The organism is Streptomyces sp. NPDC058469, from assembly GCF_042721125.1.
Taxonomy (GTDB): domain Bacteria; phylum Actinomycetota; class Actinomycetes; order Streptomycetales; family Streptomycetaceae; genus Streptomyces.
The window spans coordinates 1-16,916 of the sequence record NZ_JBHXME010000208.1 but is presented as its reverse complement, the minus strand read 5'-3'; the positions used below and the strand labels follow the sequence as shown (position 1 = coordinate 16,916).

Sequence of the window (16,916 nt, the reverse complement as noted above, 5' to 3'; positions counted from 1 at the left end):
CCGATCGGCCCTGAAGGGGCCTCGTCCTCAAACGCCGGACAGGCTGAATAATGCCGGCCCTGGTCACTACTTCGAGGGTGCCAGGGCCGCCAGTTGTTCCGCGAACGGGACGACCGTCGGCTTGCTCGCTGGGCGCGCTGTCGACAGTCCCGTCATCAGGGCCGCCAGCTCCCCCGCCGCCCGTTCGATCCGCTCCGGCAACCCCTCCGCGCCCCAGTCCTCCGAGGCCGCGTAGACCCCGGTCGGGACGACCACGGCCCGCAGGTAGGCGAAGAGCGGGCGGAGGGCGTGTTCCAGTACCAGGGAGTGGCGGGCGCTGCCGCCCGTCGCCGCGATGAGCACCGGCTTTCCGGTCAGCGCGTCCTTCTCCAGTACGTCGAAGAAGGACTTGAACAGTCCGCTGTACGACGCCGAGAACACCGGCGTGACGGCGATCAGACCGTCCGCCTGCGTCACCGCGTCGAGGGCGGCCGCCAGCTTCTTGCCGGGGAAGCCGTTGGTGAGGTTGTGGGCGATCTCGACGGCGAGGTCGCGCAGCTCCACGACCTGTATCTCCGCCGAGGTGCGGCCCGCCGTGGCGGTCGCCAGGCGGTCGGCCAGCAGACGGGTGGACGAGGGCACGCTCAGCCCAGCCGAGACGACTACGAGCTTCATCAGACGGTCACCTCCTGAGCGGACTCGGCGGCCTTGGCGGACTCGGCGGACTCGGCGGACTTGGCGGCCTTGGCGGCCTTGAGCGACTCGTGCGTCGGGGCGTCCGGCACGTCCGCCGGGCGGTTCGCCGCGAACTCCTTGCGCAGTACCGGTACGACCTCCTCGCCCAGCAGGTCGAGCTGCTCCAGGACCGTCTTGAGCGGCAGTCCGGCGTGGTCCAGCAGGAACAGCTGGCGCTGGTAGTCACCGGCGTAGTCCCGGAACGCGAGGGTCTTCTCGATGACCTCCTCCGGGGAGCCGACGGTCAGCGGGGTCTGGTCGGTGAAGTCCTCCAGGGAGGGCCCGTGGCCGTAGACCGGCGCGTTGTCGAAGTAGGGGCGGAACTCGCGGATCGCGTCCTGGGAGTTCTTGCGCATGAAGACCTGGCCGCCCAGGCCGACGATCGCCTGCTCCGGCGTGCCGTGCCCGTAGTGCGCGTACCGCTCCCGGTACAGCTCGACCATCCGCTTGGTGTGGTCGGCCGGCCAGAAGATGTTGTTGTGGAAGAAACCGTCGCCGTAGAAGGCCGCCTGCTCGGCGATCTCGGGGCTGCGGATCGAACCGTGCCAGACGAACGGCGGTACGTCGTCCAGCGGACGCGGCGTCGACGTGAAGCCCTGCAGCGGGGAGCGGAACTTGCCCTCCCAGTTCACGACGTCCTCGCGCCACAGGCGGCGCAGCAGGGCGTAGTTCTCGATGGCGAGGTTGATGCCCTGGCGGATGTCCTGCCCGAACCAGGGGTAGACCGGGCCGGTGTTGCCGCGGCCCATCATCAGGTCCACGCGCCCGTCGGCCAGGTGCTGGAGCATCGCGAAGTCCTCCGCGATCTTCACCGGGTCGTTGGTGGTGATGAGCGTGGTGGAGGTGGAGAGGATCAGCCTCTCGGTCCGCGCCGCGATGAAGCCGAGCATCGTGGTGGGCGACGAGGGCACGAACGGCGGGTTGTGGTGCTCACCGGTCGCGAAGACGTCGAGCCCGACCTCCTCGGCCTTCAGCGCGATGGCGACCATGGCCTTGATGCGCTCACGCTCGGTCGGCGTCCGTCCGGTGGTCGGGTCCGGTGTGACGTCGCCGACGCTGAAGATCCCGAACTGCATGGTCGTTCACCCTCCAGGTTGTTGATTATTCAACTATACCCCCCAACGGCCACCCCGCCGCACATATTCCGCCCAGCACCAGCGCCTTCTTCCGGCCGTTGTCAGTGGCCCGTCCTACGATCCCCTCATGGCCACCGCACGCCGTGACACCCGAGGAATCGTCGACCCCGCCGAACTCCTCGCCCGCGTGCGCTTCCGCCGCCCCGAACCCGCCGAACCCCTCCGCCCGTACATCGAGCACTACTGGCTGATCGACTGGGACCTGACCGAGCCCTACGTCTCCCACGTCGTCCCGCACCCGGCCGTGCACATCGTCTTCCAGCGCCTCGCCGGCGAGGACGCCTTCGTCGAGGTCGCGGGCATCCCGCACGGCCTCTTCGCGCAGAAACTGGAGGGGCGGGGACGGGTCTGCGGCATCAAGTTCCGGCCCGGCGCCTTCCGTACCGTCGCCCCGGACCGGCCCGTCTCGGAGTGGACCGGACGGCGAGTGCGGCAACCCGACGTGTTCCCGGACACCGACCCCGCCACGGTCCTCGACCTCCCCGACGAGACCGCCCGCGCCGCCGCCCTCGACGCCTTCCTGCTCACCCTCGACCTCCAGCCCGACCCGCAGGCCGAACTCGCGACAACCTTGGTCGACCGCATCCGCACCGACCGCACGATCCGCCGCGTGACCGACTTCGCCCACACCGAAGGCCTGTCCGTACGGCTGCTGCAACGCCTCTTCGCCGCGTACGTCGGCGTCGGCCCCAAGTGGGTCATCCTGCGCTACCGCATCCACGACGCCCTGGAGCGCGCCGGCACCGAGGAACCCGTGGACTGGGCGGGCCTGGCCGCCGACCTGGGCTACGCCGACCAGGCCCACCTGGTCCGGGACTTCACGACGACGGTCGGGGTGACACCGACGGCGTACGCACAGGGCGTGCAGGGCGCGCGCTGACCAGCACATCGCGTTAATCCGGTTGACCGACACAGGTCCCCTCGCTCACATTTACCTGCGTGACGCAGATACCGCATGACGCAATCAATGAACCCGAGGAAGCCGGAGACCCCGAAGACCCCGAAGAAGCCGGAGAACCCGAAGAAGCCAGAGAAGTCGGAGAACCCGAGGGCCCCGAGAAACCTCCCCTCCCCGCCCGCACCCGCTGGGCGATCCTCGCCGTCGTCCTCGCCGCCGACGTCCTCGACCTCCTCGACTCGACGATCACCAACATCGCCGCCCCGACCATCACCAGGGACCTCGGCGGCGGCCCCTGCCTCGTCCAGTGGCTCGGCGCCTCCTACGCCCTCGCCCTCGGTGTGCTCCTCGTCCCCGGCGGCCGGCTCGGTGACCGGTACGGCCGGCGGCGGCTGTTCCTCGTCGGGCTCGCCGGGTTCGTCGTCGCCTCCCTGGGCTGCGGGCTCGCGCCCGGCCCCGCCTTCCTCGTCGTCGCCCGGCTCGTGCAGGGTGCCTTCGGGGCGCTCCTCATCCCGCAGGGCTTCGGCATCCTCGGCGCGAGCTGGCCGCGCGACCAGATCGGCAAGGCGTTCAGCCTGTTCGGGCCGGTGATGGGGCTGTCGGCGGTGGGCGGGCCGATCCTCGCCGGGTTCCTCGTCGACGCCGATCTCGGCGGCCTCGGCTGGCGCCCCATGTTCCTCATCAACCTTCTCCTCGGCGGCGCCGCCCTCCTCGCCGCCCTACGCCTCCTCCCGCACGACACCGGCGACGGCACCGCCACCGTCGACGGCCCGGGCTCGGCCCTGATCGCGGGCGCCATGCTCGGCCTGCTCGGCGGAATCATCGACGGCTCGGCGCACGGCTGGACCGGACGCGCGCTCGCCCTCCTGCTCCTCGGCCTCGCCCTGTTCGCCGGGTTCTGCCACCGCCAGCGCACCGCACCCGACCCGCTCATCCGCCCCTCGCTCCTCCACAACCGCGGCTTCACCGCGGGCCTCCTCCTCGGCGTCGTCGCCTTCGCCGCCGTCGCCGGACTCCTCTACGTCATCTCCCTCTACTTCCAACAAGGCCTCCGCCGCTCCCCCGCAGGCACCGCCCTCGGCCTCATCCCGCTCTCCGCCGGCATCGTCGTCGCGTCGATCGCCTGCTACCGGCTCATCCACCGCTACGGCCGCCGCCTCGCCGCCACGGGCCTGCTGATCATCCTGGCGGGCTGCGGCTACCTCGCCGCACTGGTCGCCAACTCCGGGACGGGAGTCGGTGGTTGGGCCCTCGTTACTCCCCTCCTCCTCGTCGGGCTCGGCATGGGCACCTGCTTCGGCACGGTCTACGACGTCACCATCGGCGACATCGAACCGGCCGAGGCCGGCAGCGCCAGCGGCTCGCTCAACGCGGTGCAGCAACTGGCCAACGCCATCGGTGCGGCGGCCATAACCACCGTGTATTTCGCAGCAGTTGACGGTGGTACGACCCACGCGCTCCTCGTGAGCCTGGGTGTGGTCGGCGCGGCCGTCGCCCTGTGCCTGTTTCTCGTACGGCTGCTGCCGCGCGCGGCGCCGGCGGACCATGGCCACTGAGCGCCGACGGGCACACCCGCACGCTGGTAGCTTTCGCAGCGGTCGGACGACAGCGGGAAGAGAGCACGGTGAACCGAACTCAGGCCTTGACCCGTTGGTTCACGGCGGACAACAACCCCATCCAGGTCTTCGGGACCGTCGCCGCCATCGTCGTCGGCGCGATCGCGGTGCGGCCGATCGGTTTCTCCGGGACCGGGCTCGCCGTGCTGTGTCTGCTCGTCCTCGTGTCGCTGATGTTGTGCACGCGGCTCATCCCCGAGGGGCGGCTGGCGCCGGGTCCGCAGCTCGCGGTGCTGTGCGTCTGGTCGGCCGGGGCCGCCGCGCTGCTGTGCCTGGAGCGCTCCGGGGCCTCGGCCCTGTTCGCGTACTTCGCCACCGGCCACGCCGGATACCGGCTCGACAGCCGCCGTTCGCTGCCCTTCGCGGCGTGCACCAGCGCCCTGTGCGCGGGGGTGCTGCTCCTGCCGTGGGGCAGCCACAACACCTCGTGGATCGTGGGCGCCTTCACCGGGGTAAGCGTGCTGGTCGGTATCTCCAACCGCGCCCACACCGACGCGTTGCGCTCCGCGCGGGCCGCCGCCGAGCAGGCCGAGCTGGCCTCGCGCGCTGAAGCCCGGGCCGAGGCGCTCGCCGAGCGGGCCCGGATCGCCCGGGACGTGCACGACGTGCTGGCCCACTCGCTGGCCGGGGTGAACATGCAACTGGAGGTCACCGACGCCCTGTTGGAGTCCGGTGACATCGAACGGGCCCGGCAGGCGGCCCAGCGGGCACAGAGCCTGGTGCGCTCGGGGCTGACCGAGGTGCAGCGCACGGTCGGGGACCTGCGTGAGGACGCGCTGCCGCTGGTGGAGACGTTGCGGTCCATGCTCGGCTCCGTGTCCGCCGCCGGTACGCTGACCGTCGACGGGCCGCCGCGTGAACTGCCCGTCCGCCTCGCCCAGGTGATCGTGCGCTGCGCCCAGGAGGCGCTGACCAACGCGCACAAGTACGCGCCCGGCGCCCCGGTCCGCATGCGCCTGGAGTACGTGGAGCGACGGGACCAACGGGAGCGACTCCCGGAAAAGACCGTCGAGGAGACCGTCTTCGAGGTGGTCAACTCCGCGCCGCCGGAAGGCTCGCGGCCCCTGGCCGGTGCCGGGAGCGGGATGGGGTTGGTCGGGATGCGCGAGCGCCTCGACCTGGTGGGCGGCACGGTCACGGCCGGGCCGATCGTGGACGGCGACGACGCAGGAGGATGGCGAGTGCGCGTGGTGATCCCCACATGAGCGACGAGCGACACCCCACGACGGCAGGGGATGAGCAGCAGGCCGTTGTACGGGTGGTCGTGGCCGACGACCAGACCGCCGTCCGTGAGGCGCTGGCGACCGTACTGGATCTGCAGCCCGGCGTGGAGGTCGTGGCGACGGCGAAGGACGGCGGGGAAGCCGTGCGGGCCGCCGAGGAGCACTCGCCCGACGTGATCCTGATGGATCTCAACATGCCGCGGATGGACGGGGTCGAGGCCACCCGGCTGCTCACCGAACGCTTCCCCCAGGTCGCGGTCGTCGTGCTCACCACCTTCGCCGACGAGGAGTACATCCTCGCCGCGCTCGGCGCCGGTGCCCGCGGCTACCTCACCAAGGAGTCCGGCCGGCAGGACATCACCCGCGCGGTGCGGGTCGCGGCGGCCGGGCAGTCCGTGCTCGACCCCGCCGTACGGGACCGGCTCGTCGCCGCCGCCGCGCGGGGTGTGGCCCCCGTCGAACGGTCGGGAGCCGGACTCGCCCCGGACCTCACACCCCGGGAGGTCGAGGTGCTCACGCTGATCGGCGAGGGCCTCACCAACCGGGGCATCGCCGAGCGGCTGGTGGTGAGCGAGGCCACGGTGAAGACTCATATCAACAACCTCTTCTCCAAGGCGCATCTGCGGGACCGGGCGCATGCCGTGAAGTACGCGTTCATCCACGGACTGGTGAAGACCCCTGGGTGAGGGTCTCGCCGTGGGCCGCACCGGCCGCCGGGAGCAGCCGCACGCGGGCCAGCAGCAGGAACACCCGGGTGAGGACCATGGCCAGCGCCATGATGACGAAGAACGGTGCGATGGCGTCCTGGACTATCTGGTGCTCGGCCATGAACGTGCCGAGGTGGTCGCGGAACCAGGTGTTGTGCTCGGCGAGGTAGATGAAGGCGACCCGTAGCGCGACCACCGCCGTCCAGATCGCCACGAACCCCGCGCCGCACCGGGTGTGGACGTGGCCCGAGGCCGGGTCGCGCTCCACACCGGTGGTGATCGTGGCGACGACACCGCAGGCCAGCCCGATCGCGGCGCCCACCAGATAGACGACCACGTCGACGTGCTGGGTGGGCATCCCCTTCAGGTAGAAGTAGCCGACCGCCGACACCGTGGCGATCGGCATCAGCACCTTGTGCAGGTCGTACTTCCGGCGCCCGTACTGCGTCAGCATCATCACCGCGAAGATGCCCCCGCTGATCGTCAGCGCCTGCTCCATGTCCGTCATGACGTCGCACTCCTCGGTCTCCGGCGGTGATCCCGCCGCGCGTTTTCCTGAGACCGACTCTCCCGCCGATGCCGGAAAAGCTCCCGGACCCACGGGTGGAAATCCGGGTGGAGACGCAGGTGGAGCCTCCCCCTAGGGGCCCCTCAGGGACCACCCGGCGACGGCAGACGGGCAGGTGGGCAGGTGGGCAGGCGGGCAGGCTCCACCGTGTTCCAGTGCCCCCGGCGCTACACGTCCCCCGCGCGCAGCCGCGCGATCTGCTGGGCGCTGAACTCCACCGTCCGCCTCATGTGCCCGACGATCACGGCGAGTTCGGCGTCGCCCAGTTCGTCGAAGAGGGTGAACCAGCCGCCGCCGAGCCGGTTCCACATGCGCCCGAACTCGGCGATCTTCTCCGGCACGGTCGCCACCAGCACCCGCCGCCGGTCCTCCGCGTCCCGCTCCCGTACGACGTACCCCGCCCGCTCCAGCCGGTCCACGAGCCGCGTCGCCGACCCGGTCGTCAGCCCGGTCAGCTCGGCGACCCGGCCCGTGGTCACCGGCCCGGCCTCCAGCGTGAGCAGGTTCAGACACTGCAGGTCGGTGGGGTGCAGCCCGAGGCGGTCGGCGACGGCCTGGTTGAACAGGGCGTAGGACGCCATGTACCGGCGCGATACGGAGGACAACTCGTCCAGCAGCCGCGCCCGCGCGTTCCCGGACATGTCGTACCCCTCGTCGCCTGTGCCGTTCCGTACGTGCCGTGCGGAGATCGAGATCGTACGACGCGCTCACGGGCGTGGCTCCGCGGTACTACGGGTGTGACTCAGAAGTAATAGGTGTCGCCGGTGTCCAGGACGAGCACCCGCTGCTGGTCGTTGGCCCGGTTGCCGTCCACCGCGCCCCCGCCCCACACCGTGTCCATCTCCAGCAGCACCTCGGAGGACGCGTCCCGCAGCCGTACCCGCAGCTCGATCCGCTCGCCCACCTCGTCCGCGGCCAGCGCCCCCGTCCGGCACACCACCACCCGCTCCCCCGACCGCGCACACCCCTCCGGCAGCGTCTGCCGGTCCGCGAGCGGCTTCGACCAGCGCAGCCGTACGGTCGCGTCGGGCACCGCCGACGGCCCGTGGTTGCGCGGGGTGAACCGCACGTCGACCCGGCCGCCGGTCATGGACGCGGACCCGTGATAGGCGAGGTCCGCCTCCGGGCCCGGGAGATCCGGGTGAGCGGACAGCCCGGGGAGACCAGGGGCCGCGCCCATCACCGCCAGCGCGCTGCCCACCAGGGCAAGAGTCCGTAGTACCCGTAGTACCCGCATGCCATCACTCCTCAGTACGCCACGCCCTTGCACCACACCACCGTGGTCGTACGGATGTATCCCACGCGGAGCGCACCGCAGGCGCCGTCCATCAGGTGACAGCCCGCATGATTTGCTGGCGACCATGCTCGTCCTCCGCTCCGCAGCCCTCTTCGTCGTCGCCGCCGTCTTCGAGATCGGCGGCGCCTGGCTGGTCTGGCAGGGGGTGCGCGAACACCGCGGCTGGCTGTGGATCGGCGGCGGGATCATGGCCCTCGGCGTCTACGGCTTCGTCGCCACCTTCCAGCCCGACGCCCACTTCGGCCGCATCCTCGCGGCGTACGGCGGGATCTTCGTCGCCGGTTCGCTGGCCTGGGGCGCGGTCGCGGACGGCTACCGGCCCGACCGCTGGGACATCACGGGCGCCCTGATCTGCCTGGCCGGGATGGCCGTGATCATGTGGGCGCCCAGGGGGAACTGACCCGGAACCCGGCCCCCCTATCCTGGACGGAGTCGTACGTACGGACCCTTGACCCGTCCTGAGGAGCAGCCCCATGGCCACCGCCGCACCTTCCGCCGCCTCCCGTATCGCGGTCGTCACCGGGGCGAGCGGTGGAATCGGCGCCGCCACGGCCCGACAGCTCGCCTCGGCCGGTTACCGCGTCGTCCTCACCGCCCGCCGCAAGGACCGTATCGAGGCGCTCGCCGAGGAGATCGCCGCGAACGGCGGGCAGGCCACGGCGTACGCCCTGGACGTCACCGACCGGGCCGCCGTCGACGAGTTCGCGACCGCCTTCAAGACCATCGGCGTCCTGGTCAACAACGCGGGCGGCGCGCTCGGCGCCGACCCGGTCGCGACCGGCGACCCCGCCGACTGGCGCACGATGTACGAGACGAACGTCCTCGGCACCCTGAACATCACCCAGGCCCTCCTCCCCGCCCTCACCGCCAGCGGCGACGGCACGGTCGTGGTCGTCTCCTCCACGGCCGGCCACGGCACGTACGAGGGCGGCGCGGGCTATGTCGCCGCCAAGCACGGCGCCCACGTCCTCGCCGAGACGCTGCGCCTGGAGATCGTCGGCACCCCGGTGCGGGTCATCGAGGTCGCGCCCGGCATGGTCAGGACGGACGAGTTCGCGCTGACCCGCTTCGGCGGCGACGCGGAGAAGGCGGCGAAGGTCTACGCGGGCGTCGCCGAACCCCTCACGGCGGACGACGTGGCCGACACGATCACCTGGGCGGTCACCCGCCCCAGCCACGTCAACATCGACCTCCTCGTCGTCCGCCCCCGCGCCCAGGCCTCGAACACCAAGGTCCACCGGGAGCTGTGATGCCCGACGAAGAGGACCGCCCGGACAGCCCTGCCGGCCCGGACAACTCCCAAGAGGCCCTGGACCGGCGCCGGTTGGCCGAGGAGACCAGGAACGAACGCAAGGTCTGGTACTTCCTCGGCTACTTCCTCTTCGGCATCCACCTCGTCGCGTTCGTGATGATCTACGCGGTGATGCACGCCCCGAACAAGTAGGCGCGGCCCACTGGTTGGTCCTCCAGGTCCTCCAGGTCCTCCGTCTCCGCTAGGTCCTCCGCTGCTTGCCCTTGGGGATGTAGAGGTTGTAGGGCAGGGACTTGCCGGTCTTCGGGTCCTTGAACGTGAACTGCTTGAAGTCGTCCACGACGGGGTTGACGGTGCGGCCGGTGGTGACCTTGGTGGCGCTGTCGGCCGCGTAGGCGGAACCGTCGGTGGCCGTGACGGTGCCGGTCTGGGTGACGGTTCCCCGCGCCTTCTTGATGTTGGCCGCACCGCCCGTCGCGCCGAGGGTGGGGCCGGGGACGACGCCGGGGGTGCCGGACGACTGCGTCGACCGGGCGGCCGAGGACTGGGACGCCGAAGGCTTGGCGGAACCGTTCCCGCCCCCACCCCCGTTCCCGTACGGGCCGGAGATCCCCCACAGCAGCGCGCTCTCGTCGTCGACGGACAGTTCGACGATGACGTACGTGCCGTTGGTGCCCTGATCGGCCGTCGCCGCGCGGGTGTTGGCGTAGGCCTTCGCGACCGTACGGCCCTCGACCTCGAAGGACGACGCCGAGAGCTTGGACGTGTCGATCTCGGTGTCGTACTCGACGGCGACCGCGATGAACTTCTGGCCCACCCCGTAGACCTTGGTGATCGCGGTGGCGCTTTTCATATGCCCACCGCCACCCCCTCCGCCTGCTGAATCCGATTCACAAGCGACCAGGCCCGCGGTGGCCACCGCGCCCGCCCCCAGAACTCGCCCCAAAAAAAGCACGCCTTGTGGCCATTACCGTCATCACCTCGATTCAGTTCAGGGAATTGATGATGCGATCGATTCGCGCCACGGCCTTCTCCGCCGTGCCCTTGATGTAGAAGCCGTCGACCGCCTCATAGGTGACGTGGTCGAAATTCCATTTTTCGGGCATGTTCTTGGCGCCGCCCTCGAACATCGACATGACGAAAGTGCTGGAAAAGGACGAGTTCTCGCGGATCGCGGTCGCGGTCGTGGTGGACAACTCCGGCTCCACACCCGCGAAAACACCCTTGCCGACCTGGAAGACCCAGAGCGGCACCTCGGCGGTGCCGGTGGGGGTGAAGGTGACGGTCTTGGTAGGCGCACTGGCCTGGGGACCCGTGACCTGGGTGGTGGTGATGTCGTCGGCGACCAGCCGCACCACGACCTGCTTGCCGCTCTCGTACGTGCGGATCCCCTGCGCCACCCGCACGATCTCGTTCCCGAGCCGCTCGCCCTGCGCGGTCAGCAGCGCGAACCCGGCGTCGTGCAGATCGACGCCGTAGGTCCAGCCCTTGTCCTTGTCGAGCGTGTACCGCTTCGCGCGGTACGCCGGGAACTGGTCACCGCACGCGCCGACCAGCCAGAAGCCGACGGCACCGGGGTACTGCGTCTCGACGTGCGCCGTGGCCGCGCCGGCGAGGTCGGCGGTGATCGGCAGGGTGCCGTCGGCCATGACCGAGTCCTGCATCACGCAGGACTGCACGTTGTAGTTGGTCAGGACGGCGATCGGGTTGCCGTCGAGGTCGTTGAAGCGGGCGACGTACACGCCCTTGTCCGAGGGCAGTTGCTCGTTCACGCCGAGCCAGTAGCCGTCCGCGGTGGACACGTTGCGGTTGACGTTGACGTCGGACCGGCCGGAGCCGTAGCCGACCTCGGCGTCCTGGAGGTTCTTCACGGCGTCGGCGACCGCGGACTTGGTGGCGGCGACGATGTTCTGTACGTAGGCCGCGGCTCCGGCGGACGAGGTGCTCGCCTGGACGTGCGGCGCGGAGAAGCAGTGCGTGACGGTGACCATGATGTTCGCGGCGGTCACGCCCGAGGCCGCGGTGATGGCGTCCCGCATCAGCGCGGTCGCCTCCGCGCTGATGGAGGTCAGATCCAGCACGGCCAGGGCGATACGGCGGGACCCGGACTCCAGCAGCAGGACACGGACGTTGAGGTCGTCGTGCACGGCGGTGAAGTTGTCCAGCGGCAACAGCGAGGCGCCGGGCGTGAACGCGGCCTTCCCGACACCGACCTTCAGCCCGCCGGCGGCCTCCGTGGCGGCCTGGGCGGACGTGGCGGTGCCGAGGGCGGTCGCCGCGAGAGCGGTGACCGCCCCGGCGGCCACGACGGCCCGCCGGCTCAACTCACTCTGATTCTGCTGCCGTTCAAGCATGTGCTGTCCTCCGAGACGCTGCGGGCGGGAGTCTGATCAACTCCCGGGCAGCATCACAGTGAATTTCGAGGCCAGCAATAAGGGGCGCATGCAAACAATGCTTTCACGAATGGAGCATGCATTTTGACATGCGGCGGTGGATGAAATTCACAGCAATAGGACGCGAATTCACAGCGCTCTCAGAGGAGTTTCAGAGCTCAGCCCTTCACGCACACGACCTGCTTCAGCTTCGCCACGACCTCGACGAGGTCCCGCTGCTGTTCCATGACCTGCTCGATCGGCTTGTACGCGCCCGGGATCTCGTCCACGACGCCGGAGTCCTTACGGCACTCCACACCCCGCGTCTGCTCCTCCAGGTCCTTCGTCGAGAAGCGGCGCTTGGCCGCGCTACGGCTCATGCGCCGACCGGCGCCGTGCGACGCGGAGTTGAAGGACTTCTCGTTGCCGAGGCCCTTCACGATGTACGAACCGGTGCCCATCGAGCCCGGGATGATCCCGTACTCGCCGGAGCCGGCGCGGATCGCTCCCTTACGGGTGACCAGCAGGTCGACACCCTCGTACCGCTCCTCGCTCACGTAGTTGTGGTGGCACGAGATCTCCGAATCGAAGGTCGGCTTCGCCTTCTTGAACTCCTTGCGGATCACGTCCTTCAGGAGCGCCATCATGATCGTGCGGTTGTACTTCGCGTATTCCTGCGCCCAGAACAGGTCGTTGCGGTACGCCGCCATCTGCGGGGTGTCCGCGATGAAGACGGCGAGGTCACGGTCGACCAGGCCCTGGTTGTGCGGGAGCTTCTGGGCTGTGCCGATGTGGTGCTCGGCCAGCTCCTTGCCGATGTTCCGGGATCCGGAGTGGAGCATGAGCCACACCGAACCGTCTGAATCTACGCATACTTCGCAGAAGTGATTCCCTCCGCCAAGTGTGCCCATTTGCTTCGTGGCCCGGTCCTCCCGGAACTTCACCGCGTCCGCGACCCCGCCGAACCGCCCCCAGAAGTCGTCCCACCCGCCGGTGGCCAGACCGTGCAACCGCCCCGGCTCCACAGGACTGTCATGCATCCCCCGCCCCACCGGAATCGCCTGCTCGATCTTCGACCGCAGCCGCGACAGATCGCCGGGAAGATCGTTCGCCGTGAGTGACGTCTTCACCGCGGACATCCCGCAGCCGATGTCGACCCCCACCGCCGCCGGGCACACCGCGCCCCGCATCGCGATGACCGAACCGACCGTCGCACCCTTGCCGTAGTGCACGTCCGGCATGACCGCCAGGCCCTTGATCCACGGCAGGGTCGCGACGTTGCGCAGCTGCTGGAGCGCGCCCTCCTCGACCGTCGCCGGGTCGGCCCACATGCGGATCGGGACCTTCGCGCCCGGCATCTCCACGTACGACATATCGTCCTCATTCCCCCGGAGTTAATCAAAAGTCATACATCGCAAAACAGGCGCCAAGGTCAACGAAAGGGACAGCGGACCGGCGTCCACGGCTGTGCGTGCGATAGACATTGTCTCCAGGGGGTCCCCCGGTGCGGCAAGCGATTAACCAGCGGGGACACTGGCAGCCCCTGGATCGTTCAAGGGGTCGAGGGGCAGAGAAGACACCCGACACCTCCCTACCCGACACACCGTCGAGAGGAGCCAGACCGTGCAGCGGAAGGCGTACGTACCCGGCACCGCCGCGCTCCTCGTGGCGCTGCTGGCCGGCTGTACGAGCGGCTCGGCCGACAGCGGTACGACGGACGACGCGAACCCGGGCGACGCCGGTACGGCGACGGCGGTGGCCCAGCCGGGCAAGTACCGCACGCTTCCCGAACCCTGCGGGGCGGTCGGTCAGGGCACCCTGGACTCCCTGCTCCCCGGCATCAAGCAGATCGCCGACGCGCAGCAGCGCGAGGCGGCGTACGCGGGCGAGGCGACGCTGACGTACGACACGGACCGCAAGGTCGGCTGCCGGTGGAAGGTGGAGTCCACGGACGCGACCGACCATCTGCTGGTCGACTTCGAGCGCGTGGTGTCCTACGACAACGCCGTGAGCGACGACAACCAGGCGCGGACGATCTTCGGGACGAAGGAGACGGCGGCGGATCTTCCGGAGCCGACGGCGAGCGCCACGGCGTCGGATTCCGCGTCAGCCTCTGATTCGGCGTCGGACTCCGGGACGCCCTCCGCCACCCCCTCGTCCTCCGCGTCCGCGTCCTCCTCCGACTCCAGCTCGACGTCTGCCTCCGCGTCCGCCTCCGCCTCCCCCACCGGTCTCGAACCCCGCGTCCTCTCCGGTCTCGGCGACGAGGCGTTCCTCGACGACGCGTTGAGCAGTTCCGGTTCGACGGCCCAGCAGCGCACGGTGACTGTGGTGTTTCGCACGTCCAACGTCATTGTGACCGTCGAGTACGAGGAGCAGCCGGCGACGGTCGGTGTCGTGCCGGACAGCCAGAAGATGCAGGACAGGGCGCGGAAACTGGCCGCGCAGCTGGCCGATTCACTCAACGGTTGAGGCGTCCGGGGGTGTCTTTCGCGGGGCCGTTCAAAGCCCGTGAACGGAGACCGCACAGGTGACTCACCGCGTACCGTGGCCCCTCGGACCCGATCCGACGGCAGGAACCACGAGCGTCATGAGTGAAGGAACCATGCATCAACCAGCACAGCGAGACCAGAGTGACCAGCAGCGAGCGAAGCGTCTTCACCGCGTCCTTGTCTGCGCGGCCGCCGTCCCGGTGATGCTGATCGCGGCCGGCTGCTCCTCGGACTCCGGCTCCGCCGACGGCGCGGGCAAGGAGACGGCCGGCCTCGGTGCGACGACGTCCGCCGACGCCACCGCCGCTCCGACGGTGCAGGCGGCCGCGTACAAGAAGCTGCCCGAGCCGTGTGCGGTGCTGTCGAAGAAGACGTTGGCCGATCTGGTGCCGAAGGGCGCCAAGTCGGGCAAGGAAGGCACGTCGAGCGACACGGCGTCGCGGGGCAGTTGCTCCTGGACGAGCCTGGACAACAACGGGGTCAAGGGTTCGCAGTTCCGCTGGCTGAACGTGTCGTTGCTGCGGTTCGACTCCTCGCAGACGCAGGGCGAGGGCGACAAGCTGGCCGCCGCGTACTACGCGAAGCAGGTGCAGGAGGCGCAGTCCGTCACCGGCGCGAAGAACGCCAAGGCGGAGCCGGTCGCGGGCGCGGGCGACGAGGCCACGGCGGTGCGCTACGACCTGAAGAAGAAGGAAGGCGCCTTCAAGCAGCAGACGGTGGTGGCGCGGGTCGAGAACGTGGTCGTCACGATCGACTACAACGGCGCGGGTCTCGCGGGCGAGAAGACGCCGAGCGCGGACACGTTGGCGAAGGCGGCGGAGAAGGCCGTGAAGGAGGCCGTGGCGGCGGTCACGTCGGCCAACGGCACCGGCACGGGCGCGGGTTCGGGCGGCGCGAGCAGCACGCCCTCGAAGTCGTCCTCCAAGGCGCCTTCCAAGGCCGCCTCCCCGTCCCCCTCCAAGTCGGCGGCGAAGTCGTCCGCGAAGTCCCCGACCGCCACGGCCTCCTCCTCCGCCTCTTCCGCGGCCGGGAAGAGCTGACCGCAGATTTCACATCCGGCCCGTTCCCGGGCCTCAACTCGCAGGTCAGCACAGCCCTTTGACGGAGCCCGGCCCCTTCGCGGACCGGGCTCCTGACGGACCGGCACCCAGGACGCCGCACACATGTGCCACCCTGTTGCGCGCAACAACATGTAAGGGGAGGGGAGTCCGGGTGTCCGCACCCATTCAGCTCACACGTATGCACCGCGTGCTCATCGGTGTGGTCGTCTCCGGTGCGGTCGTCATCGCCGGTATCGGCTTCACCGGTTCGTACGCCGCCGTGCGCGAGCTCGCTCTGAAGAAGGGCTTCGGGAACTTCGCGTACGTCTTCCCGATCGGCATCGACGCGGGCATCTGCGTCCTGCTCGCCCTCGACCTGCTCCTGACCTGGATCAGGATCCCCTTCCCGCTGCTGCGCCAGACGGCATGGCTGCTGACGGTCGCGACGATCGCGTTCAACGGCGCCGCGGCCTGGCCCGACCCGCTCGGTGTCGGTATGCACGCGGTGATCCCGGTCCTGTTCGTGGTCTCGGTGGAGGCGGCCCGGCACGCGATCGGCCGCATCGCCGACATCACGGCCGACAAACACATGGAGGGCGTCCGGCTCACCCGCTGGCTCCTCTCCCCCATTCCGACGTTCCTGCTCTGGCGCCGGATGAAGCTGTGGGAGCTGCGCTCCTACGAGCAGGTCATCAAGCTGGAGCAGGACCGCCTCGTCTATCAGGCGCGGCTTCATTCCCGCTTCGGGCGCGCGTGGCGCCGCAAGGCTCCGGTGGAGTCGATGATGCCGCTGCGCCTGGCCCGCTACGGCGTCCCCCTCGCCCAGACGGCCCCCTCGGGCCTCGCGGCGGCGGGCATCGAACCCGTACTGCTGCCCCCCGCCCCGCAGTTGGAGGCGGCACGCGAGCCGGAGCAGACGGCACCGGGCGTCCAGAACACCCCGGCACCGGCCCGCGAGCAACTCCCGGCCCCCGAGGCGAACAACGAGCCGAACCAGCCCAACCAGCAGCCCGGGCAGCCGGAGAACCACTCCGAGCCGCAGAGCCAGTGGCTCCAGGCGCGGGACCCGCAGACCGTCGCGTACCAGGGCGGCTACGACCCGACGTACGACCCGGACGCCGCCTACCGGCAGTGGTACGCGGAGCAGCAACAGTCCGAGCAGTTCGAGCAGTACGAGGAGGAACAGCAGCAGTTCGAACAGCAACGGCGGTTCGAGCAGCAGCAGTTCCCGCAGCAGCGGCGGTTCGAGCAGCAGCCCGAGGAGCAGCAGCCCGCCCCGGCCCCTGAGCCCTCTCCGGAGGACACCGGTACCTTCCCGATCCCGTCGGGCCCCGGCCGTACCCGTGAGATGGGTGCGGGCGGTGGCACGGAGCTGACCGAGGACGAGTACTACCAGGTCTTCAAGAAGTCGATAGACGGCAGCTACCCGACCTCGGGCCAGTTCCGGGGCGACGTGGAGGCCACGTACGGCATCACGCTCCCGCAGCGCGAGGCCGAGCGGATGGTCACCCGCTTCACCAACCGTCACACGACACAACTTGAGGAAGAGCACATCGCGTAAGCAGCTCCGCCAAGCGGATCTCCTACGACGAGGAGGGCGC

The 16,916-nt window shown here is 69.8% G+C and carries 18 protein-coding genes; 10 read left to right on the top strand and 8 right to left on the bottom strand.

The genetic code is table 11. The features are described 5' to 3' along the window. Positions 1-66: 66 nt before the first annotated feature. Together ACFWP5_RS46965 and ACFWP5_RS46960 are read right to left on the bottom strand one after the other, a co-directional pair. The gene (locus tag ACFWP5_RS46965; protein WP_384171712.1) at positions 67-654 is read right to left on the bottom strand and encodes an FMN reductase; all 588 of its coding nucleotides are present in this window, start codon (positions 652-654) and stop codon (positions 67-69) included. Then, positions 654-1,790: an LLM class flavin-dependent oxidoreductase gene (locus tag ACFWP5_RS46960; protein ID WP_384171709.1), complete on the bottom strand. Its 1,137-nt coding sequence runs from the start codon at positions 1,788-1,790 to the stop codon at positions 654-656. Before ACFWP5_RS46960 ends, ACFWP5_RS46965 begins: the two co-directional genes overlap by 1 nt. A 127-nt stretch (positions 1,791-1,917) precedes the next feature. Between ACFWP5_RS46960 and ACFWP5_RS46955 the strand changes: the two genes are divergently transcribed. From ACFWP5_RS46955 to ACFWP5_RS46940, 4 genes are all read left to right on the top strand, one after another. After that, positions 1,918-2,730, top strand: coding sequence for a DUF6597 domain-containing transcriptional factor (locus ACFWP5_RS46955; protein ID WP_384171707.1), 813 nt, complete (start codon positions 1,918-1,920; stop codon positions 2,728-2,730). Between the two features lie 59 nt (positions 2,731-2,789). Then, positions 2,790-4,304 carry an MFS transporter gene (locus ACFWP5_RS46950; RefSeq protein ID WP_384171704.1) on the top strand — a complete coding sequence of 505 codons (1,515 nt, stop codon included), beginning with the start codon at positions 2,790-2,792 and terminating at the stop codon, positions 4,302-4,304. 68 nt (positions 4,305-4,372) lie between these two features. After that, a complete protein-coding gene (locus ACFWP5_RS46945; protein ID WP_384171702.1) occupies positions 4,373-5,569 on the top strand; it encodes a sensor histidine kinase in 1,197 nt (398 codons plus the stop codon). Further along, complete coding sequence (locus ACFWP5_RS46940; RefSeq protein ID WP_384171699.1) at positions 5,566-6,273, top strand: response regulator; 708 nt, start codon at positions 5,566-5,568, stop codon at positions 6,271-6,273. Before ACFWP5_RS46945 ends, ACFWP5_RS46940 begins: the two co-directional genes overlap by 4 nt. Here ACFWP5_RS46940 and ACFWP5_RS46935 read toward each other — a convergent pair. The 3 genes from ACFWP5_RS46935 to ACFWP5_RS46925 form a co-directional block, all read right to left on the bottom strand. Beyond that, positions 6,242-6,802, bottom strand: a complete 561-nt coding sequence (locus tag ACFWP5_RS46935) for a hypothetical protein (RefSeq protein ID WP_384171696.1) — start codon at positions 6,800-6,802, stop codon at positions 6,242-6,244. The genes ACFWP5_RS46940 and ACFWP5_RS46935 overlap by 32 nt on opposite strands. A 227-nt stretch (positions 6,803-7,029) precedes the next feature. Further along, positions 7,030-7,503, bottom strand: a complete 474-nt coding sequence (locus tag ACFWP5_RS46930; RefSeq protein ID WP_384171693.1) for a MarR family winged helix-turn-helix transcriptional regulator — start codon at positions 7,501-7,503, stop codon at positions 7,030-7,032. Positions 7,504-7,604: 101 nt separating this feature from the next. Further along, positions 7,605-8,099 carry a hypothetical protein gene (locus ACFWP5_RS46925; protein ID WP_384171690.1) on the bottom strand — a complete coding sequence of 165 codons (495 nt, stop codon included), beginning with the start codon at positions 8,097-8,099 and terminating at the stop codon, positions 7,605-7,607. 124 nt (positions 8,100-8,223) lie between these two features. On the opposite strand from ACFWP5_RS46925, the gene ACFWP5_RS46920 reads away from it, so the two are divergent. The 3 genes from ACFWP5_RS46920 (at position 8,224) to ACFWP5_RS46910 (ending at position 9,603) form a co-directional block, all read left to right on the top strand. Continuing rightward, positions 8,224-8,559: a YnfA family protein gene (locus ACFWP5_RS46920; protein WP_026151077.1), complete on the top strand. Its 336-nt coding sequence runs from the start codon at positions 8,224-8,226 to the stop codon at positions 8,557-8,559. Positions 8,560-8,632: 73 nt separating this feature from the next. Continuing rightward, the gene (locus ACFWP5_RS46915; RefSeq protein WP_384171686.1) at positions 8,633-9,409 is read left to right on the top strand and encodes an SDR family NAD(P)-dependent oxidoreductase; all 777 of its coding nucleotides are present in this window, start codon (positions 8,633-8,635) and stop codon (positions 9,407-9,409) included. Next, complete coding sequence (locus ACFWP5_RS46910) at positions 9,409-9,603, top strand: hypothetical protein (protein ID WP_384171683.1); 195 nt, start codon at positions 9,409-9,411, stop codon at positions 9,601-9,603. The genes ACFWP5_RS46915 and ACFWP5_RS46910 overlap by 1 nt, the downstream gene beginning before the upstream one ends. Positions 9,604-9,652: 49 nt before the next feature. Here ACFWP5_RS46910 and ACFWP5_RS46905 read toward each other — a convergent pair whose 3' ends face one another. The 3 genes from ACFWP5_RS46905 to ACFWP5_RS46895 all read right to left on the bottom strand — a co-directional run bounded on the left by ACFWP5_RS46905 (position 9,653) and on the right by ACFWP5_RS46895 (position 13,156). Continuing rightward, positions 9,653-10,264 carry a hypothetical protein gene (locus ACFWP5_RS46905; RefSeq protein ID WP_384171680.1) on the bottom strand — a complete coding sequence of 204 codons (612 nt, stop codon included), beginning with the start codon at positions 10,262-10,264 and terminating at the stop codon, positions 9,653-9,655. 133 nt (positions 10,265-10,397) lie between these two features. Then, positions 10,398-11,765 carry a hypothetical protein gene (locus tag ACFWP5_RS46900; protein WP_384171677.1) on the bottom strand — a complete coding sequence of 456 codons (1,368 nt, stop codon included), beginning with the start codon at positions 11,763-11,765 and terminating at the stop codon, positions 10,398-10,400. A 197-nt stretch (positions 11,766-11,962) separates the two neighbouring features. After that, on the bottom strand, positions 11,963-13,156 hold the full coding sequence (locus ACFWP5_RS46895; protein WP_384171674.1) for an RtcB family protein: 1,194 nt from the start codon (positions 13,154-13,156) through the stop codon (positions 11,963-11,965). A gap of 250 nt (positions 13,157-13,406) precedes the next feature. On the opposite strand from ACFWP5_RS46895, the gene ACFWP5_RS46890 reads away from it, so the two are divergent. From ACFWP5_RS46890 to ACFWP5_RS46880, 3 genes are all read left to right on the top strand, one after another. Continuing rightward, the gene (locus ACFWP5_RS46890) at positions 13,407-14,255 is read left to right on the top strand and encodes a DUF3558 domain-containing protein (RefSeq protein WP_384171671.1); all 849 of its coding nucleotides are present in this window, start codon (positions 13,407-13,409) and stop codon (positions 14,253-14,255) included. 118 nt (positions 14,256-14,373) lie between these two features. After that, complete coding sequence (locus tag ACFWP5_RS46885; protein WP_384171668.1) at positions 14,374-15,315, top strand: DUF3558 domain-containing protein; 942 nt, start codon at positions 14,374-14,376, stop codon at positions 15,313-15,315. Between the two features lie 199 nt (positions 15,316-15,514). Continuing rightward, entirely contained in the window at positions 15,515-16,876 is a 1,362-nt protein-coding gene (locus ACFWP5_RS46880) for a DUF2637 domain-containing protein (RefSeq protein WP_384171715.1), read from the top strand. Positions 16,877-16,916 lie beyond the last annotated feature (40 nt).